The sequence below is a fragment of the Rhodococcus sp. 14-2470-1b genome (genome assembly GCF_002259415.1).
Classification (GTDB): domain Bacteria; phylum Actinomycetota; class Actinomycetes; order Mycobacteriales; family Mycobacteriaceae; genus Rhodococcoides.
This window is the reverse complement of the sequence record NZ_NPFY01000011.1, coordinates 57,202-74,109: the sequence shown is the minus strand read 5'-3', so window position 1 is coordinate 74,109 and position 16,908 is coordinate 57,202. Positions and strand designations below refer to the sequence as shown.

Sequence of the window (16,908 nt, the reverse complement as noted above, 5' to 3'; positions counted from 1 at the left end):
TTTCGTCGAGGCCTAACGGAGTATGCGTCGGGCGAGATCGTCGACGCGGGTGGCGATGTCGTCGCGCACGAGTCTCATGCGTTCGATACCGTCGATTCCGCGTTCCGACGGCTCGTCCGTGTCCCAGTTCTCGAACGTCGGTCCTTCCACGGCGTCGACTTTCGCTTCGGTGCCGAGGGTGACGACGTAGTCCATCCGGGCGAGGAGTTCGGGGTCGATGGGCTTGGGGCGTTCGCCGGTGAGGTCGACGCCTACTTCCAGCAACGACTGCGCAGACAGAGGATTGACAGTACTTCCGGGCGCAGTTCCGCCGGAGTGGATCTCGACGGAATCGCCGACGGCTTTGCGCATCAGTCCGGCAGCCATCTGCGACTTGCCGCCGTTCTTCACGCATACGAACAGCACGCTCGTCATGGGTACGTCCTTTCGAGTGTGAACCGCTTGCGTAGAGCCAGGGACACGTACACCAGTCCGACGAGGACCGGTACTTCGATGAGTGGTCCGACCACGCCGGCGAGTGCTTGCCCGGACGTGGCGCCGTAGGTGGCGATCGCGACGGCGATGGCGAGCTCGAAGTTGTTGCCCGCAGCGGTGAATGCGAGTGTGGTGGTGCGTTGGTACCCCAGGCCCATCGCGGCGCCGAGGGCGTAGCCGCCGCCCCACATCACCGCGAAGTAGACCAACAGCGGAAGTGCGATGCGTACGACGTCGAGAGGCTGTGACGTGATCCGATCACCCTGCAGCGCAAAGAGAACGACGATGGTGAACAGCAAGCCGTACAGCGCCCACGGTCCGATCCTGGGAATGAACGTCGACTCGTACCACTCCCTGCCCTTGGCGCGTTCGCCGAAGTAGCGCGATGCGAAGCCCGCGACCAACGGGATGCCGAGGAAGATCAGCACCGACTTCGCGATCTGCCACGGTGACGCCTCGATGGTGGTCTGCTCGAGCCCGAGCCATCCGGGAAGGACCGACAGGTAGAACCATCCGAGAACGGCGAACATGATCACCTGGAACACCGAGTTGATCGCGACCAACACGGCGGCGGCTTCACGGTCTCCGCACGCGAGGTCGTTCCAGATGATGACCATGGCGATGCAGCGGGCGAGGCCGACGATGATGAGTCCGGTTCGGTACTCCGGCAGATCGGGCAGGAAGATCCACGCCAGAGCGAACATCAGTGCCGGACCCAGGATCCAGTTCAGTACAAGCGAACCGACGAGAAGCTTCCGGTCGCCGGTGACGGTGTCGAGCCGGTCGTAGCGCACCTTCGCCAGCACCGGATACATCATGATCAGCAAGCCGACCGCGATGGGCAGCGAGACGCCGTCGATCGACACGGCCGCCAGAGCGTCGTTCAATCCGGGAATCGACCGTCCCAACAGCAGACCGACGACCATGGCCACGCCGATCCAGACCGGGAGGAACCGGTCCAGCGTCGAGAGCTTCCCTACGACGGTCGTGGTGCTCACGAGGTCACCGACGTCGTTGTGCCGAGGACGGTCGACAGTTCTTCCAGTGCAGTCGGAACGACCCAGTAGTACACCCAGGTTCCGCGTCGCTCGCAGTCGAGCAGTCCGCACTCCCGCAACACTTTCAAGTGGTGGGAAATCGTAGGTTGCGACAGGTCGAAGTGTGGCGAGATGTCGCAGACGCATGCCTCGCCGCCGTCGTGGCTGGCGACCAGGCTGAGCAAGCGCAACCGCACCGGGTCACCCAAGGCTTTGAACATGCGAGCCAGGTCTACCGACCGATCGACCGTCAGCGGCTCGCGAACCAGTGGCGAGCAGCATTCTCCTGCGGAGACGTCTTCGATCGGCAAGGTCTGGTTCGACATCCGTCTATATTGACTCTTGTCGAATCAGGCGTCAAGGCCCGAGTGAAACCTAGGCCAATGCGAGGAAGAGTTTTTCCAGTTCGGCTTCGGTCATCGGCTCTCTGTTGTCGGCGGTCTCACCGGTCATGCATTCGCGAAGACCCGTTGCGACGATCTTGAAGCCTGCCTTGTCGAGCGCGCGGGATACGGCGGCAAGTTGGGTGACGACATCTTTGCAGTCGCGCCCGTTCTCGATCATGCCGATCACGCCGGCGAGTTGTCCGTGGGCGCGGCGCAGGCGGTTCAGTACCAGTGCGATGCTGTCTTCGTCGCCGATCATGGTGAGGCTCCTCGTGGTGCGGTGTAGCGAAGTGCGTCCCAGGTTACCCCCGGGGGCATGCCCCCAGTGCATCGATTGCTGCTTGCAACTTGGTGGTGGCTTCGGCGGCGACATCGGCGAGCCCGGGTTCGCCGGTGGCCTGAACCATGATGTCCGGGTTCATTGCCTCGACGATCACCGATCCTGGCGTTGCGGTGTCGGCGCGGACGACCACGTTGCACGGCAGGAGCAAACCGATCTGTGGCATGACTCCGACGGCGCGGTGCGCGAGTGTCGGATTGCACGCACCGAGGATCAGGTACTGCTCCATGTCTTCGCCGAGCTTGGCTTTCAAGGTGGCTTGCATGTCGATTTCGGTCAGTACGCCGAATCCTTGGTCGGACAGTGCTGCCTTGACTGATTGGACGACGGTGCCGAAGTCGGTGTCGGCCAACGTGGTGGACAGTGCGATGCTCATGGCTGAGATTCCTTTCGAGTACGTGTTCAGTGCGAGAAGTGGATCGACGGCAGGACCCTGCGGAGCCACGAGGGTGACCACCAGGCGGCGTGGCCGCTCAGCCGCAACAGGACCGGGAGCAGGATCAGCCTGATCAAGAACGCGTCCAGCAGAACCGCGACCCCGAGGATGATGCCCATCTCCTTCGGTGGGAGTGGATCGGAGAGCGCGAAGGTGAAGAATACTGCGACCATGACCGCGGCGGCGGCGAATATGACACGTCCGGAGTGAGCGAGACCGTCGACCTGGGCCTTCTTCGGGTCGCCGGAACGTTCGTAATGCTCCTTGGCGGTAGCGAGCAAGAACACGGTGTAGTCCATGGCGATCGCGAAAATCATCGCGAAGAAGAACACAGGTCCCCAGCCGTCGAGAAAGCCCTGCGGCGTGAAACCGAGTAGCGACGCGCCGTGCCCGTCCTGGAATATCGACTTCGCGACGCCGAATGCCGCAGCGGTCGAGAGAAGGCTGACTCCGGTGCCGAGGATCGCGATCAGTGGTGCCTGCAAAGCAGCGAGCAGCAGGAGGAAGCCGAGCACGAGGATGATCCCGATGACGAGCGGGAGGTAGGTGTTCAGGGCATGTTGTAGGTCCAGGTTCTCCGCCGGTGCGCCGCCGACGAGCGCGGAGTCCGGCAGGTGTGCGCGGAGGTCGCCGAGGATCGTGCCCATGGCAGCGTCGGAGGGGTCCACGTCGGGAAGAGCTTGGAGTAGTGCGTAATCGGAGTCGTCCGCTGCGAGCTGAGGTGGAGTGACCATCGAGATCCCGTCCACCTCGCTCGCTGTGGCCGCCGTCGTGGCTGCGTCGGTGGTCGGGACGACGATCTGCAGTGCACCGGGTGCGCCGTTGCCGAACTGCGCTTGCACCAGTTCGTACCCTTGCCTGACCGGTGCGTCTTCGGGGACGACAGCGATCGACGGCATCGCGACCTTCAGTCCCAGCACCGGCAGTGCGAGGGCAACAAGGATGCCGACGGAGACGAGTGCGAAGGGCCAGGGGTGTTTGTGGAGCAGTTCGCCCCATGCAGCGAATTTCGGGGAGCGATGGTGTTGACGCTTGGCAAACGGCAACGAGGCGGAGTTGACCTTGGTGCCGAGCGCGCCCAGTGTGGCGGGCAGCAGTGTCATGGTCGCGACCAGGACGAAGCCGACGGCGAGCATGATTCCCACGGCCATGGTGCGGACGGCCGGCGCGGGAACGAGCAACACTGCCGAGAGGCTGACCAGCACGGTCAGTCCGGAGAGGACCACTGCTTTGCCTGCGGTGTCCATGGTCTCGGCGACCGCGGCGCGTGGGTCGCCCGCACGTAGAGCGTCGCGGAAACGGGCGACGATGAACAGGGCGTAGTCGATACCGAGTGCGAGCGCGAACATCATCGCGAAGTTCATCGCCCACACCGAAATGGGCGTCACCTCGTTGAGGAGCACCAATCCGCCTGCGGAGGCGACGAGACCGGCGACGGTGAGCAGCAGTGGCAAACCTGCGGCGACGAGCGAGCCGAAGGCGAGCACCATAATCGCCAATGTGACCGGCCACGAGAACAATTCGGCTTGAATCATCGCATCGTGGTTGGCTTTGTTGAAGTCCGACCAGAGCGCTGAGGATCCGGTGGGGTAGACCTCGATACCGTCCCGGGACAGTGCAGTGAGCTGCATTTTGACGTCGTCGACGGCTTTCACCATATCGTCGGTGCTCGCGTTGGCGCCGGCGATGAGTATCGCGGTGTGCCCGTCGGGGCTGATGGTCATCCCCGGCTGTGGGGCGATGACGTCGCCGAAGCGGGTGTCGCCGTCGAACACAGCCGCAACGTCGGTGAGTGTCTGCTGCACCGCGGGGTCATCGATGGCTGCGGTGTCGGAGTGAACGACGACCTGGACCGCGGCGGAGGAGTTTCCGCCGAAATGGTGCTGGGCGAGTTCACGGACCTGAACCGACTCGGACCCGTTGGCCTGCCAACCGGCACCTGCGAGCGACGAAAAGACGGACGGCGCTGCAGAACCCAGTGCGACGAGCGCGATGAGCCAGATCCCGAACACCCATCGGCGGCGTGTAACCATGACGCTTCCGAGGCGACCGAGCGCACCGAGGGTGCGGGCTCGATCAGGGGCGACGCGGCTGGGCGCCGGCGCGGTGTCGAACTCGGCCATGATTTCTCCTGATACGGGTGGGGGTATACACATGGGCCCACTTGTCTCTCGGGTGGGTGAGCCGCGAGGGTTGGGGCGACATGCTCTGCCGATGCCCACTGTGACACATACCTAGGGGGGTATGCAAGTACCCCGGGGGGTATCCAAGTCTTCGGGTCGGTGGACCCCCGTCATGCGACGAGGAATCGGTCAGTTCCTGCCGTTTCCAGAGTTGCCGTTGCCGTTGCTGTTGCCCGAGTTTCCGTTGCTCGAGTTGCCGTTCCCGGAGTTTCCGTTGCCGTTCCCATTTCCGTTGTTGCCGTTACCGTTGCCGTTCTGCGCGGGAGGAACGACGGGTGCCTGAGGTTGGGGAGCGGGTGCGGGTGTGACTGCGGCCGGTGGCGTGGTGATCGGCAGTTCCGGAGGAACGGTTGTCGGGGGCGGCGTCGGCTCGGTGGATGTCACAGGGGATGGCGCGGTGGGAGTTTGTGTCGATGTCTGCACGGCGTCGGGCACAGGGGTGTCGTCGCTACCGAAGCTCGACCATGCAACGGCAACGGCAACGGCAACGGCAACGGCAAGTGCGGTCATTGCGGCAGCGATCGGTATCCAGAGCTTGCGTCGTCGGGTGGTCATTGGCTGGACTGGCATCTGGTCGGTGGTCACCGAGGCCGTCAGGAACTGCGGGTCCAGTGCGGCGGTGGCCCCAGCTGCGGGTCCGGTGCGGGTGAGGTCCTGCAGTCGCGACCTGAGTTGGGCGGCGTCGGGACGGTTCTGGGGGTCGCGTGCCGTCATGGCGGTGAGCAGCGCCGCCCACTCGGGTCCGACAGCGTCGGGAACCACCGGGTCGCGGTGCAGGCGTGCGATCGCGGCGGCGACGGCGCTGCCTTCGAAGGCCATGCGTCCGGTGAGGCATTCGATGAGGACCAGTCCGAGGCTGTAGATGTCGGTTGCCGGTCCGGCGGCGGTGCCGGTTGCCTGTTCGGGGCTCATGTAATGACCGGTTCCGACGGTGGTGCCGTGGTCGGTCAGGCGGATGCCGTCGACGATGCGAGCGATTCCGAAGTCGGTGAGTTTGGTGAACTGGTTGTCGTCCGGGCCGTCGGGACTTGCGATCAGGATGTTGGCTGGCTTGATGTCGCGGTGCACGATGCCGCGGCTGTGGATATAGGTCAGCGCGGAGGCCAACTCGGCGCCGATTCGGGCTACGACCTGCGGCGGCAGTGCGCGGCCGTATCGGAATGCGGACAGGGTGGGGCCGTCGACGAGTTCCATCACCAGGTACGGAACGACCACGCCGCCGGGATCTGCTGCCTCGCCCGCGTCGTACAGCGCGACGAGGTTCGGGTGGGTGAGCGAGGCCAGTGTGCGCTTCTCGGCGTCGATGCGTCCCGACGTGTCCTGCGGCCCGGCGTGGGCGAAGATCTTCACTGCCACCGATCGGCCCAGCACGTCGTCGACGGCCGTGACCACCTCGGCCATGCCGCCGCGGCCGAGAACCTCGCCGAGTCGATACCGCCCGGCGAACAGGAACTGCTCGTCCGATGGACGGTGCCGATCCGATCCAACCATCGATGTGTCCGTCCGATCCGAGTGTGCGATTACGTCGAACCATATCGTCGTGTCTTCGCCCCGCACCCGGTGCCCAGGCGACGCGCAGGGCATGATGAAGGCCGGGTGGGGTGGATTTCGTCGGGTTTCAGCAAGGAGGACGGGCACGTGCGCCACCACGACACGGCTGCGGCCTCACCGCTCACGGTCGACATCGATTCGGTGTATCAGCCGATCGTTGCCCTCGACAGCAACTGCATCGTCGGGTTCGAGGCCCTCACCCGGGCAGGCCCCGGTAGTCCCTGGCCGACGACGCCAGGTTTGCTGTCGGCAGCGGAATCGTACGACGTGATTGCCGACTTCGATTGGCGATGCCGATTGACGGCTCTGCGCGGAGCTCTCGACGCAGGTCTGCCGGATGGGTTGATGCTGTTCGTAAATGCCGAGCCCGTCGCGCTCGAGAGTTCGCCGCCTCGTCAGTCGTCGACACTGCTCGCTCAGGCCCGTGGGATGTCGATCGTCATCGAGATCACCGAGCGGAACCTCCTCCGAGATCCTGCGCGTCTGCTGCGAGCCGTCGAACACGCGAGGCACCTGGGTTGGCGCGTGGCCGTCGACGACGTCGGTGCGGACTCGTCGAGCCTGGCGCTGCTGCCGTTCCTCCGACCGGACGTGATCAAGCTCGACATGGGGCTCGTGCAGAGCCGGCCTACGGCGCACACCGCAGCTGTCGTGTCGGCGGTCGCGGCGGAAGCCGATCGGACCGGTGCGCGGATCGTCGCGGAGGGCATCGAAACCGAGCAACACCTGCGGACGGCACTGAACATGGGCGCCAGCTGGGGTCAGGGTTATCTGTTCGGCCCGCCCGCGCCGCTTCCGGCGTTCGGCGGTGGGGCGAGGAGTGTGGATCCGGAAGCGCGCGACGTCGCGGTGACCGTCCGCGCCCCGGCGGCAGTGACCCCGTACGGAGTGGTCAGTGCGGCAACGCGGTCGCGGCGTGCGGACGAAGCTCTCGTCGGCGCACTCGGATCGGGATTGCTGCTCAGCGCCATGACGGCGGGACCGTCGACGATCGTCCTTGTGACGACCGGATCGTCGCTCTCTCTCAACCGAATTCACGCCGCCGAAGTGAACGACGTTGCGGCGAACAGTGCGTTGACGGTCGTCTTCGGCACACGAGATCCGGAGTCGGTTCGTCCCGATACCGGCGATGCCCGTCATCGCTTTCGCGAGGTAGCCGTCGGACCCGATGAGCCACTTGCCGAAGAACATTCGATCGTGGTGGTTTCGCCCGTGTTGACCGTCGCGCTCGTTGCCCTTCCCGTCGGCGCGGCACCCGACGGTACTTGCATGTACGACTACCGACTGACCTACGACCGCGATGTGGTCCTCGACGCCGCCACCACCCTGCTCCAGCGGACCGGTTCTTAGGCAAGGAGTCGCACGTACCGCGTCAGATGGGCAAATACCTCAGCAGCTCGGCGAGGATCGGGCGGTGGCCTTTGAGCAGTTTGGCTTCGGCTTCGTCGGAGGTGAACCATTCGTGCCTGTCGATTTCCGGGAATGTCTTGATGTTTCCCGATCCCTTCGGCCATTCCATTTCGAAGGTGTTGCTCTGTGCGCCGGCCGCATCGAGGTCGCCGTCGACGCCGAAGGCCGTCACGATTTTTCCACTGGGCTGCTTGACGGGTGTGAGCCGTATCGGGTCTGTGCCCGCCGGCACCGGTGAGCCGGTTTCTTCGAGGAATTCGCGCTGAGCTGCGGCCCAGGGATCTTCGTCGTCCTCGTACTCACCCTTGATGATCGACCACGCGCCTGCGTCCTTCTTCGCCCAGAACGGCCCTCCTGGGTGGCCGAGGAGGACTTCGACCTCACCGTTCACCGTTCTGTACAAAATGATTCCAGCGCTCAGCTTGGCCATGGTGTCCTTCTCCTCGGGTGAGTCGATTCCTCTATCCTGCCGGAGAAGACACACATGGGGGATTCCCTCGCGTGCGACAGTCCACCTGCCTCGTACGTTCGACTTCGGTCGTCCCGCCCCAAATCCCGTGAGCCTCGAACTGTGCGAGAGCGTAGCGTCGACACCTCTCGATCACCGGGCATCCGTCACACAGGCGCTTCGCTTGGCTTTCCCGGCGGATTCGGTCGGCTCGCGACTCGTATTCGACGCCGAAGAAGAGGTAGCCGAACCCGCGGCATCGAGCGTGTCGGCGCCAGTACCGATCGACGGATGGTTTGGTGTGGATCATCGCTGGCTCCTCTGATGGAACGGCGGCCGTGGTGACCATCATGATGGTCACCACGGCTCGCGTGCTGCTGATGGCTGCTGGTCAGTCCGTAGTCGTGATGACCTTTCCGCGAGTTTCCGGGACCAGGAGGCATCCGAGCATCCCGACAAGCGCACCCGCGACTCCGAATCCCATTGCCTTGTGGATGTTCCCGTCTGCGAGCATCAGTGCGAACAGAGGGAACAGTCCCGATCCGATTCCGCGGGCGACGTAGTACGTCGCACCGGAGCCGAAAGCGCGGTAGCGGGTGGGGTAGAACTCGGAGATCCACGTACCTATTACCCCGAACCCGGCATATCCGATTGCGGTGCCGGCCAGGGCGATCGTTGCCGCCGATACGATCGATCCTGACCCAGCGGCCGTCTCGGTGTCCGATCCGATCCACAGAAACAAGCCGAACCCGACGACGCCGACTGCGCACGACCAGAAGGTGGAACCGCGTCGACCGATCGCGTCGGACACCGCGCCGAAGGTGATGTACGAGGCTATGCCGAGCACTGTTCCGACGGTGAGAACCACGGTCGCCCATCCGAGCGACAAGCCGGCGTACTCGCGAAGGTAGGTCGGACCGAAAGTGATGTAGCAGTAGCTGGCCGCGAAAATTCCGGTTGTGGCGATGGTGAGGAAGATGCCGCCGACAATCGTTCGCTTCCGCTCCTGTGCGCTGACGGGTTCGTGAGCGGCGTCGTCGACGGTGGGCTGTGACGTGCCGTCTCGAGCTGCACGCCACACTTTGGATTCAGGCAGCATCTTGAAGGCGACGAGTCCCACCGCCACACTCATCGCACCGATGACGACGAATCCGGTGCGCCAGCCGGAGTCCGAACCGAGAGTTGTGATGGTGGAGAACAGGATTGCCTGCGTGATCAATGTGCCGCAGATGAACATTCCCTGCAGAACGCTTCCCATGAGGCCGCGGTTCTTCGTTTTCCAGGTCTCGGTGAACATCGCGAAGATGACGCCGAAGGCACCTCCCATGGCGACCCCGGCAAGAACTCTGGTGACGGTGAACGCCTCGAAGCTGTTCAGGAATGCGCCGACCACCGCGAGTACTCCGTAGATCGAGGTGAACGCGACATACGTGGGGCGCCGGCCCCATCGGTCGGCGATCCAGCCGAACAGGAAGCCGCCGGCGATCGAGGCGATCGACTGCATCGTGATGACACCGACGACGGCCTGCGTCGAGACGGCGAACGAATCGGACAGGTCGCGGAGCGGATAACTCAGCAGGTTCAGTTCCATGCTCTCGATCAGCGCGCCGACGATAGCGAAAGTCAGCACCACCTTGCGTTCCCTGGGGGAGTACGCGTTCTCGGCGTTCAGCTGCTTGGAGGCGGATGAAACTCTAGAGGCGTCCGGGGCACTCACAATGCACCTACGTCCACGGCGGGGCGGGATGTCACTCGTTGCGGCGCAGTGACCTTGTTCGTCATCGTTCCGATTCCGCCGATCTCGCTGGTGATGATGTCTCCGTCCGCCAGGTACCTCTGCGGGGTCCGGCCCAACCCGACGCCCGCGGGGGTTCCGGTGAAGATCAGGTCCCCTGGAAAGAGGGTCACCTTCGCGGAGATGTATTCGATCAGCTCGGCGACCGAGAACACCAGATCCGAGGAGGTGCCGTCCTGCATCAGTTCGTCGCCGATCCAGCACTTCAGGGTCAGTTCGTTCGGGTCGTCGAATTCGTCGGGTGTCACGAGTGCCGGGCCGATCGGTGCGAAATTGGCAAACGACTTCCCGAAGCTGAATTGTGCTGTCTTACCCTGCAGCTGAACGTCTCGATCCGACACGTCCTGTCCAACAGTGAGCCCTGCGACGTGACTCCAGGCGTCGCTCCCGGATACGTTCGAAGCTTCTCGTCCGATGACGACGACGAGCTCGACCTCCCAGTCGACACTCGGGCCGGAGAGTTCGATGACTGCGTCGGGCCCGGCGATGGAGGACGGGAACTTGGTGAAGATCAACGGAACCTCGGGCAAGGGTGAACCGGCTTCGCGTGCATGATCGACGTAGTTGAGCCCTATGCCGAAGATCTGCCGAGGTCGCGGGCTGATCGGCCCGACTGTCGCGATCGGGTGCTCTCGGTGACCAGGAGCATCGGATTCGCACGTTCGACTCCAGTCGACGAATTCCTCCCATCGGTCGTAGATTGCCTCGACGCGATGGTCGAACAGACCGTCGCTCGCGCGGGCGACATCGATTGCGCCGTGTCGGGTCAGCATCGTCAGCCGGCCATCGTGATTAGCGATTCGCATCTTTTCAGTCCTGTTCTGCGTGGGAGGTCTGGTCGGACACCAGCCGGTACATCGACCAGCGAACAGAAGCACCGATCTGCTCGACTGCGGTGCAGAGGCTCTGCGTCCGTGGTGGATTCACGGAACCGTGGAGATCCACTACCAGAAACAGTGAACCTGGGCCGTCCTCGGCCGAACCGGTGAGCCCAGCCGTCCGACCCTCGGCGGTGTTGTCCTTTGCGGACGTGGCACGCGCGTCGGACTCGTACAAGGCAACACCTTCCGCGCCTCCGTCGGCGATTACTGCGTGGGCGACCTTGGACAGGTGCTCGATCAGATCGTCGAGGTGCTCGCGGTGAGAGGTGATCCGCGCAAGAGCGATGGTGCCGGTCCGGCCCGTTCCTGCTCGAAGGATCAAACTTCCCACCGTGCGTTCGTTTTCGCGAAACAGGCCGACGCTCGTAGTCGTGCGGGGAGTGGGCGAGTCGAGTGCGGCGAGGTACTCGTCGCTGGTGAGTGTGTCGGTCGAATCCGTCTCGTAGATCGAGAAGTACTCGACGCGGTCCGCCCCGCGATCCGGATGTTCGACGAATCGACGTGCGTTTCGAAAGCCGCCTACCGCCAGACGTTCGGGGAAGTGTTCTCTCGAGTACCAGTCGTCGAACTCGGCTACGTCCTCGCGATCGACTGCGATGACGTTCATCAAGGAACCTTCTCTCACCTCGGTGTCCGGCCGGTTCTGGCTGTTGGTGCGGGCGAACGTCGTCATCAGAACTTGCCCTGACGCTGTTGGAACTTCGTGGGCTTGCCGAGCGTCTCGCCATCGGCCGCCACCCACGCCGCGACGGAGTCGATCATGGTGGACAGTGTCGTCGACGGGAAGCCGAACTCCGACTGGATGGAAGAACCGTCCATCACGTACGAGGTGCCGGTTTCGGTGCCCGTGAAGCGAGGTTCTTTGCCCAGGATCCGGCCGAATTTGTGAGCGAGCCATCTGATCGACACGATCTCGGGTCCTGTGATGTTGAGACGGCGCGGTGGTGAGGTGGCCAAGGTGAGGGATCGGATGGCGTAATCAGCAACATCACGCTGCCAGATGACGCTTGCGTGGCCCATCTCCAACGGAATTTCGATGCCGTCCTGCACTGCTTGCGCGATCTCCTGCAGGACGCCGTAGCGCGTCTCGATCGAGTAACCCAGCCGAAAGATCAGCAGTGGTGTACCGAATTTCAGCGAGTGATGCTCGAAGACTCGTTCGCGCCCGACGCATGACGCTGCGTACTCCCCGATCGGGCCCACAGGGTCGATCTCACGTGAACCGCCGGTGGCGACGTCGGCCAGGGGGTATGCGACGAGCGTCGAGAACGCGACGATGCGGCTGTCGCGGAACCTGTTCGCTACCCGTCCCGGAAGGTAGGAATTCATGGCCCAGGTGAAGGACTCGTTGCCAGTGGTTCCGAACTTGTTGCCGGCCATGAAGATGACGTTCGACGCGGACGGCAGCGCCGCGAGTTGGTCGTCATCGGTGAGATCAGCGGCCACGCATTCGACCCCGTTCTGTTCCAGGAATGCGCGGCTGTGTGGGTCGCTGAAGCGCGCGACACCGTAGATCTTCTTGTCGACGCCTGCCGCTTCCGCCGCCCTCTTGGCCATCACCGCGACGCTGGGTCCGACCTTGCCGCCGACTCCCAGGACGGCGATGTCACCCGTGATCGATGGCATCGCGTCGATCAGGCCCTGCGTTGGTTCGGCAAGCGCGTTCTCGATGGCGTCGACGCCGTCGTAAGTCGTCCGAGTTCGCGGTGTGTCGTGCACGATGCTCACTGAGTTTTCCTTTCGTTGTGACGTACGACATACATGTTGTTACACATCGACGCGGCGCAAAACCAGGCGATTCCCTAGTCGTATCGCTGGAGGACTGTGGGAATCCCACAGTATGGTGGTGTTGTGGCGTTGAACGAGCAGCTCATCGAGGGTCTGGTGGACGAGGCCGTGGCTCTGATCTGGAACACGTACCGCGGGTACACGAGCGAGGTGTTCGACCGAGGTGAGCTCACTCATTTCGTGCGGATGAACGTCGTCGTGGTGCTGGAGTGCGTCGATCGGGAAAGTCCGCTCGGCACCGACCAACTCGAGCACGCTCGTGAGCTGGGAGAGCAACGCGCGCAGCAGGGTGTTCCGCTCGAGTCGGTCATCCAGGCGTTTCGATCCACCGAAAGGGTCATGTTGCTGCATGTCCTTCATGCTCACCGAGGTGGCTCAGGGGCCGGTGCGACCGAGTTGGCATTGTCCTGTTTCGACGCCCTCACCAACGCGATGATCGACGCGTATCGCGAGGCATCGTCTGCAATCGCGGCTGTCAGTCGTCGAGCCGAGAACGAGTTGTCGACAGCGCTCACCAACGGTTGGGAACTCGAACCCGCGGACGCCGAACGTTGGGCCGGAGTCCTCGGTGTCGATCAGAACCTTCCCCACATCAGCGCCATCTTTGCCTTGTCCAAGAGGTCGGATCCGCTTCTCAGTCAACGCCTTCGACGTCGTGTCATCACCGATCTGGCCGCGGCGGGAATCGAGCCGGTCATCTGTTGGGAGGGGGACGGCAGCGTCACTGTGTTCATTCCGGTGGTGACGAGTGCATCGCTGACGAGAATCGACGCATGCCTCTCTTCGTTGCTGAGGTCGAGTGGGGACTGCGCGGGGATCTTCATCGGAGACGAAGTGCAGACGCTGCGTGCCGGACACCGCTCCTACGTTCAGGCACTGGCTGTACAGAACGTCGCGGCTCGCAATCACATCGGCGACTCCGTGTTGCGCTACAGCGATGTGTTGCTCGATGTGTTGATCGGTAACGACGCCGCTGTGCGCGAGCGCTTCGTCGACTCCCGCGTGGGGGCGATTGCAGGTCTGGATCATCTGATGGACACCGTCGCGGCGTTGGCGACGTGCAACATGTCCCAATCCAGAGCTGCGAAGGAGCTGTACGTACACGTGAACACAGTTGCGCTGCGAGCCCGAAAGATTCACGAGCTGACCGGGCGCAACCCTCTTGTTTTCACCGATCTGGTGGAGCTGTATCTCGCATCGAGGTAACAGATCGGCGGTGCTGTTCCGTCTGCGCCGGTACCGTGGGTGATATGGCCAGCAGAACCATCGACGACGGTTCGCGCTACGGCGCGGGCGGGTGGCGATGGAACGCGGGCGACGTCAGGCTGGTCGTCACTGCTCTGCTGGTGGCCGTCATGGCCTTGGGCCTGGTTCTGCGGTTCTGGTTGTTGTTCGGTGCGGTTGCGATCCTGGCCGTCGCGCTGTGGTTGATTCAGGACAGTGCGGTTCAACGTCAGGCTCGACGCGAGCTCGAGGAGCGCCGTCGCGCGGATCTCCGGTCGCGCGCCGACGCCGAGCATCAGGCGTTCCTGCGTGGTGAGCCTCGCGGGTTGTACGGCCAGTACGAGCCACCCGAGGTCTGACTCCGACAATCTGGACAGCTAAGGAAGGTTAGTCTAACCTCCCTCTCGGGCGCCGCTGTGGCGTTCGACGAGTCCGGAGGATCCCACCACGATGAACGTTTCCACCAGGATGTCTGCTGCCCTTCGTGGTGTCGCGGTCGCGTCGATTACCGTGATCGCTCTTGCGGGGTGCTCCGGGAACAGCGACTTGGCGGCGGAATCCACCGCGGCTGCGGACTCTTTGCTGCCGGCGCCGGAGGGCAAGACCGAGTATCCGCTCACCGTGGACACTGCGACCGGTCCGGCAGTGATCGAGGAGCGTCCCGAGCGCGTGGTGATGGCAAGTTCCTGGGACGCGGACCTGTTTGCTGCACTGGGTGTTACGCCGGTGGGGACCGACGAGCAGATCGACTTCTATCCGTGGGCGGTCGAGAAGATCCCGGGTGAGATCGAGACGGTCTGGCCCATCGGCGACACCGCGTATCCGGCGGAACAGGTAGCCAACACCACGCCTGACCTCGTCGTCGACACCCTGGCGGCGGACCCCGTGGACACCGAGCAGTTGGCCGACATCGCACCTGTCGTCGGCGCACCGGCCGGCATCGAGGCACCCCTGTGGGAAGACCGGCTTCGTCTTCTGGGTGAAGCTCTGGACCTGTCCGACCGCGCTGAGCAGTTCATCGACGAATACAGCACCACCTTCGAGAACATCCGCGCCGAGCACCCCGAGTTCGAGGGCAAGACCGTCGACTACCTCGTGTACTGGGGAGGCGGCAGTGGCACCGGCTTCATGAACACCGTCGACAGTGAGCCCGAGGCGCTGCTGACCTCCTTCGGATTTGCGGAGAACACCAACGCCGCAGTGCTGCCGCAGGACGGAGAACTGAGCGACGAGCTGCTGGGCTCGTTGACCGGCGACGTTCTCGTGATCTCCAATCAGGCTGCCGACCAGGCGGAGTTCGACGCCTGGTATTCGAGCCCCCTGCTCCAGCGATTGCCCAGCGTGCAGGAGGACCGGACCGTCGTCCTGAACCTGGCGGCCGACAACACTGTCACCTACAACGGTGAGCGTCAGGACTTCACGGGTCACTTCGGTCGAGCGTGGTCCGTCGGCCCTCTCGCGCACGAAGAGCTCGCCGACTTGCTGGTGCCCAAGCTGTCTGCGGTTCTGACCTAGACCCGCTCGGCGGGAACGCCCTTCGTCGTCGAGTTGGTGGTGAACCGGCGAACGACGTACAGCAGGACGCCTACGGCCAGGAGTAGTGCTGCGCGAAGCCAGGTTTCGGCGGATTGCTGGGTGGCCAATACTCCGCAGGTCACGAGCGCGAGGATCGGCAGGATCGTCGGCGCGCGGAAGTGGTCCTCGCCGGTGTGGTCGTGACGCAGGACGAGGACGGCGACGTTGGTGCTGACGAACACGAACAGCAACAGCAGCACGACGGTTTCCGCCAGGGCTGCTACCGATCCCGTGAGGCAGAGTCCCATCGCGACGACGGTGGTGGCGATGATTGCCGTCCACGGCGTGCGGCGTCCGGGAAGGACCTTGGCGAGGACGGAGGGGAGCAGGCCGTCGCGAGCCATTCCGAAGGTCAGCCGTGAGGCCATGATCATGGTCAACAACGCTCCGTTCGCCACGGCGACGAGTGCGATGAGACTGAAGAACCACGCGGGGATGCCGGCGTCGGCGGCGTCGACCACTTCCAGGAGAGGCCCGCTCGACGCGGCGAGGGCCTCCGGCGGTACGACGGTGGTGACGGCGAGGCCGACCAGTGCGTACACGGCTCCGGCCGCGGCGAGTGCCCCGAAGAGTGCCCGCGGATAGACGCGACGGACATCCTTCACTTCCTCGGCGATGTTGGCGGAGGTCTCGAATCCGACGAACGAGTAGAACGCCAGCAACGCTGCACCGAGCACCGCCAGGGCGGGCGTGGAGCTGTCGTCGAACTCGAGAACGCGGGACGGGTCGCCGTCGCCGCGCCCGAGCACCAGTCCTGCAAGCGCGATGATCAGGACCAAGCCGGACACCTCGACCACCGTCATGACGAGGTTGGCGCGGAGAGACTCGGTGATGCCGCGTGCATTGAGGAGGGCGACGATGACCAGGAATGCCAGTGCTGCGGGCACGGTGGGAACGCCCACGAAGACCTGCAGGTAGTCGCCGGAGAAGGCAAGTGCCAGGCCGGCTGCGCTGGTCACGCCGGCTGCCAGCATGCAGAAGCCGACCATGAACGACACGATCGGGAGTTTGTAGGCACGCTGAGCAAATACGGCGGCGCCGCCGGCGCGGGGGTACTTGGTGACCAGTTCTGCATAGGACGCGGCGGTGAGCATCGCCATCACCAGGGCGACGACGAGGGGGACCCAGACGGCGCCGCCGACTTCTCCCGCGATTTCGCCGACGAGGGCGTAGATGCCGGCTCCCAGCACATCGCCGAGGATGAAGACGAACAGCATCTTGCCGCTGATCGCGCGAGCGAGAGGTGTGGTGTCCTGCCGATCCTGCGTCGCGTCGATCGCCTCGTCGTGGGTCCGTCTCGGTCGCATGCGAACCTCCGTGATGTGGTGGGGAAACACGTGGAGGGCGACGCGGTGTCACCGCGTCGCCTCCACCTGTCTT

Annotated in this window: 18 protein-coding genes; 4 read left to right on the top strand and 14 right to left on the bottom strand. The window is 64.0% G+C overall.

Annotation, left to right across the window (positions count from 1 at the left end):
• Positions 1 to 12: 12 nt before the first annotated feature.
• From CH293_RS07400 to CH293_RS07370, 7 genes are all read right to left on the bottom strand, one after another.
• Positions 13 to 414: a low molecular weight phosphatase family protein gene (locus CH293_RS07400; RefSeq protein ID WP_037111821.1), complete on the bottom strand. Its 402-nt coding sequence runs from the start codon at positions 412 to 414 to the stop codon at positions 13 to 15.
• Complete coding sequence (gene arsB / locus CH293_RS07395; protein ID WP_037111819.1) at positions 411 to 1,472, bottom strand: ACR3 family arsenite efflux transporter; 1,062 nt, start codon at positions 1,470 to 1,472, stop codon at positions 411 to 413. The genes CH293_RS07400 and arsB overlap by 4 nt, the downstream gene beginning before the upstream one ends.
• On the bottom strand, positions 1,469 to 1,837 hold the full coding sequence (locus CH293_RS07390) for a helix-turn-helix transcriptional regulator (protein ID WP_094628667.1): 369 nt from the start codon (positions 1,835 to 1,837) through the stop codon (positions 1,469 to 1,471). Before CH293_RS07390 ends, arsB begins: the two co-directional genes overlap by 4 nt.
• A gap of 49 nt (positions 1,838 to 1,886) precedes the next feature.
• On the bottom strand, positions 1,887 to 2,156 hold the full coding sequence (locus CH293_RS07385; protein ID WP_019665717.1) for a metal-sensitive transcriptional regulator: 270 nt from the start codon (positions 2,154 to 2,156) through the stop codon (positions 1,887 to 1,889).
• A 43-nt stretch (positions 2,157 to 2,199) separates the two neighbouring features.
• Positions 2,200 to 2,613, bottom strand: coding sequence for a DUF302 domain-containing protein (locus CH293_RS07380; RefSeq protein WP_020110588.1), 414 nt, complete (start codon positions 2,611 to 2,613; stop codon positions 2,200 to 2,202).
• 26 nt (positions 2,614 to 2,639) lie between these two features.
• On the bottom strand, positions 2,640 to 4,796 hold the full coding sequence (locus tag CH293_RS07375; protein ID WP_094719828.1) for an MMPL family transporter: 2,157 nt from the start codon (positions 4,794 to 4,796) through the stop codon (positions 2,640 to 2,642).
• Between the two features lie 189 nt (positions 4,797 to 4,985).
• On the bottom strand, positions 4,986 to 6,347 hold the full coding sequence (locus CH293_RS07370; RefSeq protein ID WP_094719827.1) for a serine/threonine-protein kinase: 1,362 nt from the start codon (positions 6,345 to 6,347) through the stop codon (positions 4,986 to 4,988).
• A 147-nt stretch (positions 6,348 to 6,494) separates the two neighbouring features.
• Between CH293_RS07370 and CH293_RS07365 the strand changes: the two genes are divergently transcribed.
• Positions 6,495 to 7,757 (top strand): EAL domain-containing protein, encoded by a 1,263-nt coding sequence (locus CH293_RS07365; RefSeq protein WP_255122751.1) that lies wholly within the window; start codon positions 6,495 to 6,497, stop codon positions 7,755 to 7,757.
• Between the two features lie 22 nt (positions 7,758 to 7,779).
• Here CH293_RS07365 and CH293_RS07360 read toward each other — a convergent pair whose 3' ends face one another.
• The 6 genes from CH293_RS07360 to CH293_RS07335 all read right to left on the bottom strand — a co-directional run bounded on the left by CH293_RS07360 (position 7,780) and on the right by CH293_RS07335 (position 12,669).
• Positions 7,780 to 8,247 carry an NUDIX domain-containing protein gene (locus tag CH293_RS07360; protein ID WP_094719826.1) on the bottom strand — a complete coding sequence of 156 codons (468 nt, stop codon included), beginning with the start codon at positions 8,245 to 8,247 and terminating at the stop codon, positions 7,780 to 7,782.
• Between the two features lie 31 nt (positions 8,248 to 8,278).
• The gene (locus tag CH293_RS07355) at positions 8,279 to 8,575 is read right to left on the bottom strand and encodes a WhiB family transcriptional regulator (RefSeq protein ID WP_094720079.1); all 297 of its coding nucleotides are present in this window, start codon (positions 8,573 to 8,575) and stop codon (positions 8,279 to 8,281) included.
• An 81-nt stretch (positions 8,576 to 8,656) separates the two neighbouring features.
• On the bottom strand, positions 8,657 to 9,895 hold the full coding sequence (locus tag CH293_RS07350; RefSeq protein ID WP_141217155.1) for an MFS transporter: 1,239 nt from the start codon (positions 9,893 to 9,895) through the stop codon (positions 8,657 to 8,659).
• Between the two features lie 83 nt (positions 9,896 to 9,978).
• Complete coding sequence (locus CH293_RS07345; protein ID WP_094719825.1) at positions 9,979 to 10,866, bottom strand: fumarylacetoacetate hydrolase family protein; 888 nt, start codon at positions 10,864 to 10,866, stop codon at positions 9,979 to 9,981.
• A gap of 4 nt (positions 10,867 to 10,870) precedes the next feature.
• Positions 10,871 to 11,614 carry a DUF4286 family protein gene (locus tag CH293_RS07340; protein ID WP_094719824.1) on the bottom strand — a complete coding sequence of 248 codons (744 nt, stop codon included), beginning with the start codon at positions 11,612 to 11,614 and terminating at the stop codon, positions 10,871 to 10,873.
• Entirely contained in the window at positions 11,614 to 12,669 is a 1,056-nt protein-coding gene (locus CH293_RS07335) for an NAD(P)-dependent oxidoreductase (RefSeq protein WP_217900747.1), read from the bottom strand. The genes CH293_RS07340 and CH293_RS07335 overlap by 1 nt, the downstream gene beginning before the upstream one ends.
• Positions 12,670 to 12,792: 123 nt before the next feature.
• Here CH293_RS07335 and CH293_RS07330 point away from each other — a divergent pair, with 123 nt between their 5' ends.
• The 3 genes from CH293_RS07330 (at position 12,793) to CH293_RS07320 (ending at position 15,468) form a co-directional block, all read left to right on the top strand.
• Positions 12,793 to 13,935 carry a CdaR family transcriptional regulator gene (locus CH293_RS07330; RefSeq protein ID WP_141217154.1) on the top strand — a complete coding sequence of 381 codons (1,143 nt, stop codon included), beginning with the start codon at positions 12,793 to 12,795 and terminating at the stop codon, positions 13,933 to 13,935.
• Between the two features lie 44 nt (positions 13,936 to 13,979).
• Positions 13,980 to 14,312 (top strand): hypothetical protein, encoded by a 333-nt coding sequence (locus CH293_RS07325; RefSeq protein ID WP_094719823.1) that lies wholly within the window; start codon positions 13,980 to 13,982, stop codon positions 14,310 to 14,312.
• 91 nt (positions 14,313 to 14,403) lie between these two features.
• The gene (locus CH293_RS07320; protein ID WP_094719822.1) at positions 14,404 to 15,468 is read left to right on the top strand and encodes an ABC transporter substrate-binding protein; all 1,065 of its coding nucleotides are present in this window, start codon (positions 14,404 to 14,406) and stop codon (positions 15,466 to 15,468) included.
• Here CH293_RS07320 and CH293_RS07315 read toward each other — a convergent pair.
• The gene (locus tag CH293_RS07315; protein WP_255122750.1) at positions 15,465 to 16,835 is read right to left on the bottom strand and encodes an APC family permease; all 1,371 of its coding nucleotides are present in this window, start codon (positions 16,833 to 16,835) and stop codon (positions 15,465 to 15,467) included. The two genes, CH293_RS07320 and CH293_RS07315, sit on opposite strands and share 4 nt — an antisense overlap.
• Between the last annotated feature and the right edge of the window lie 73 nt (positions 16,836 to 16,908).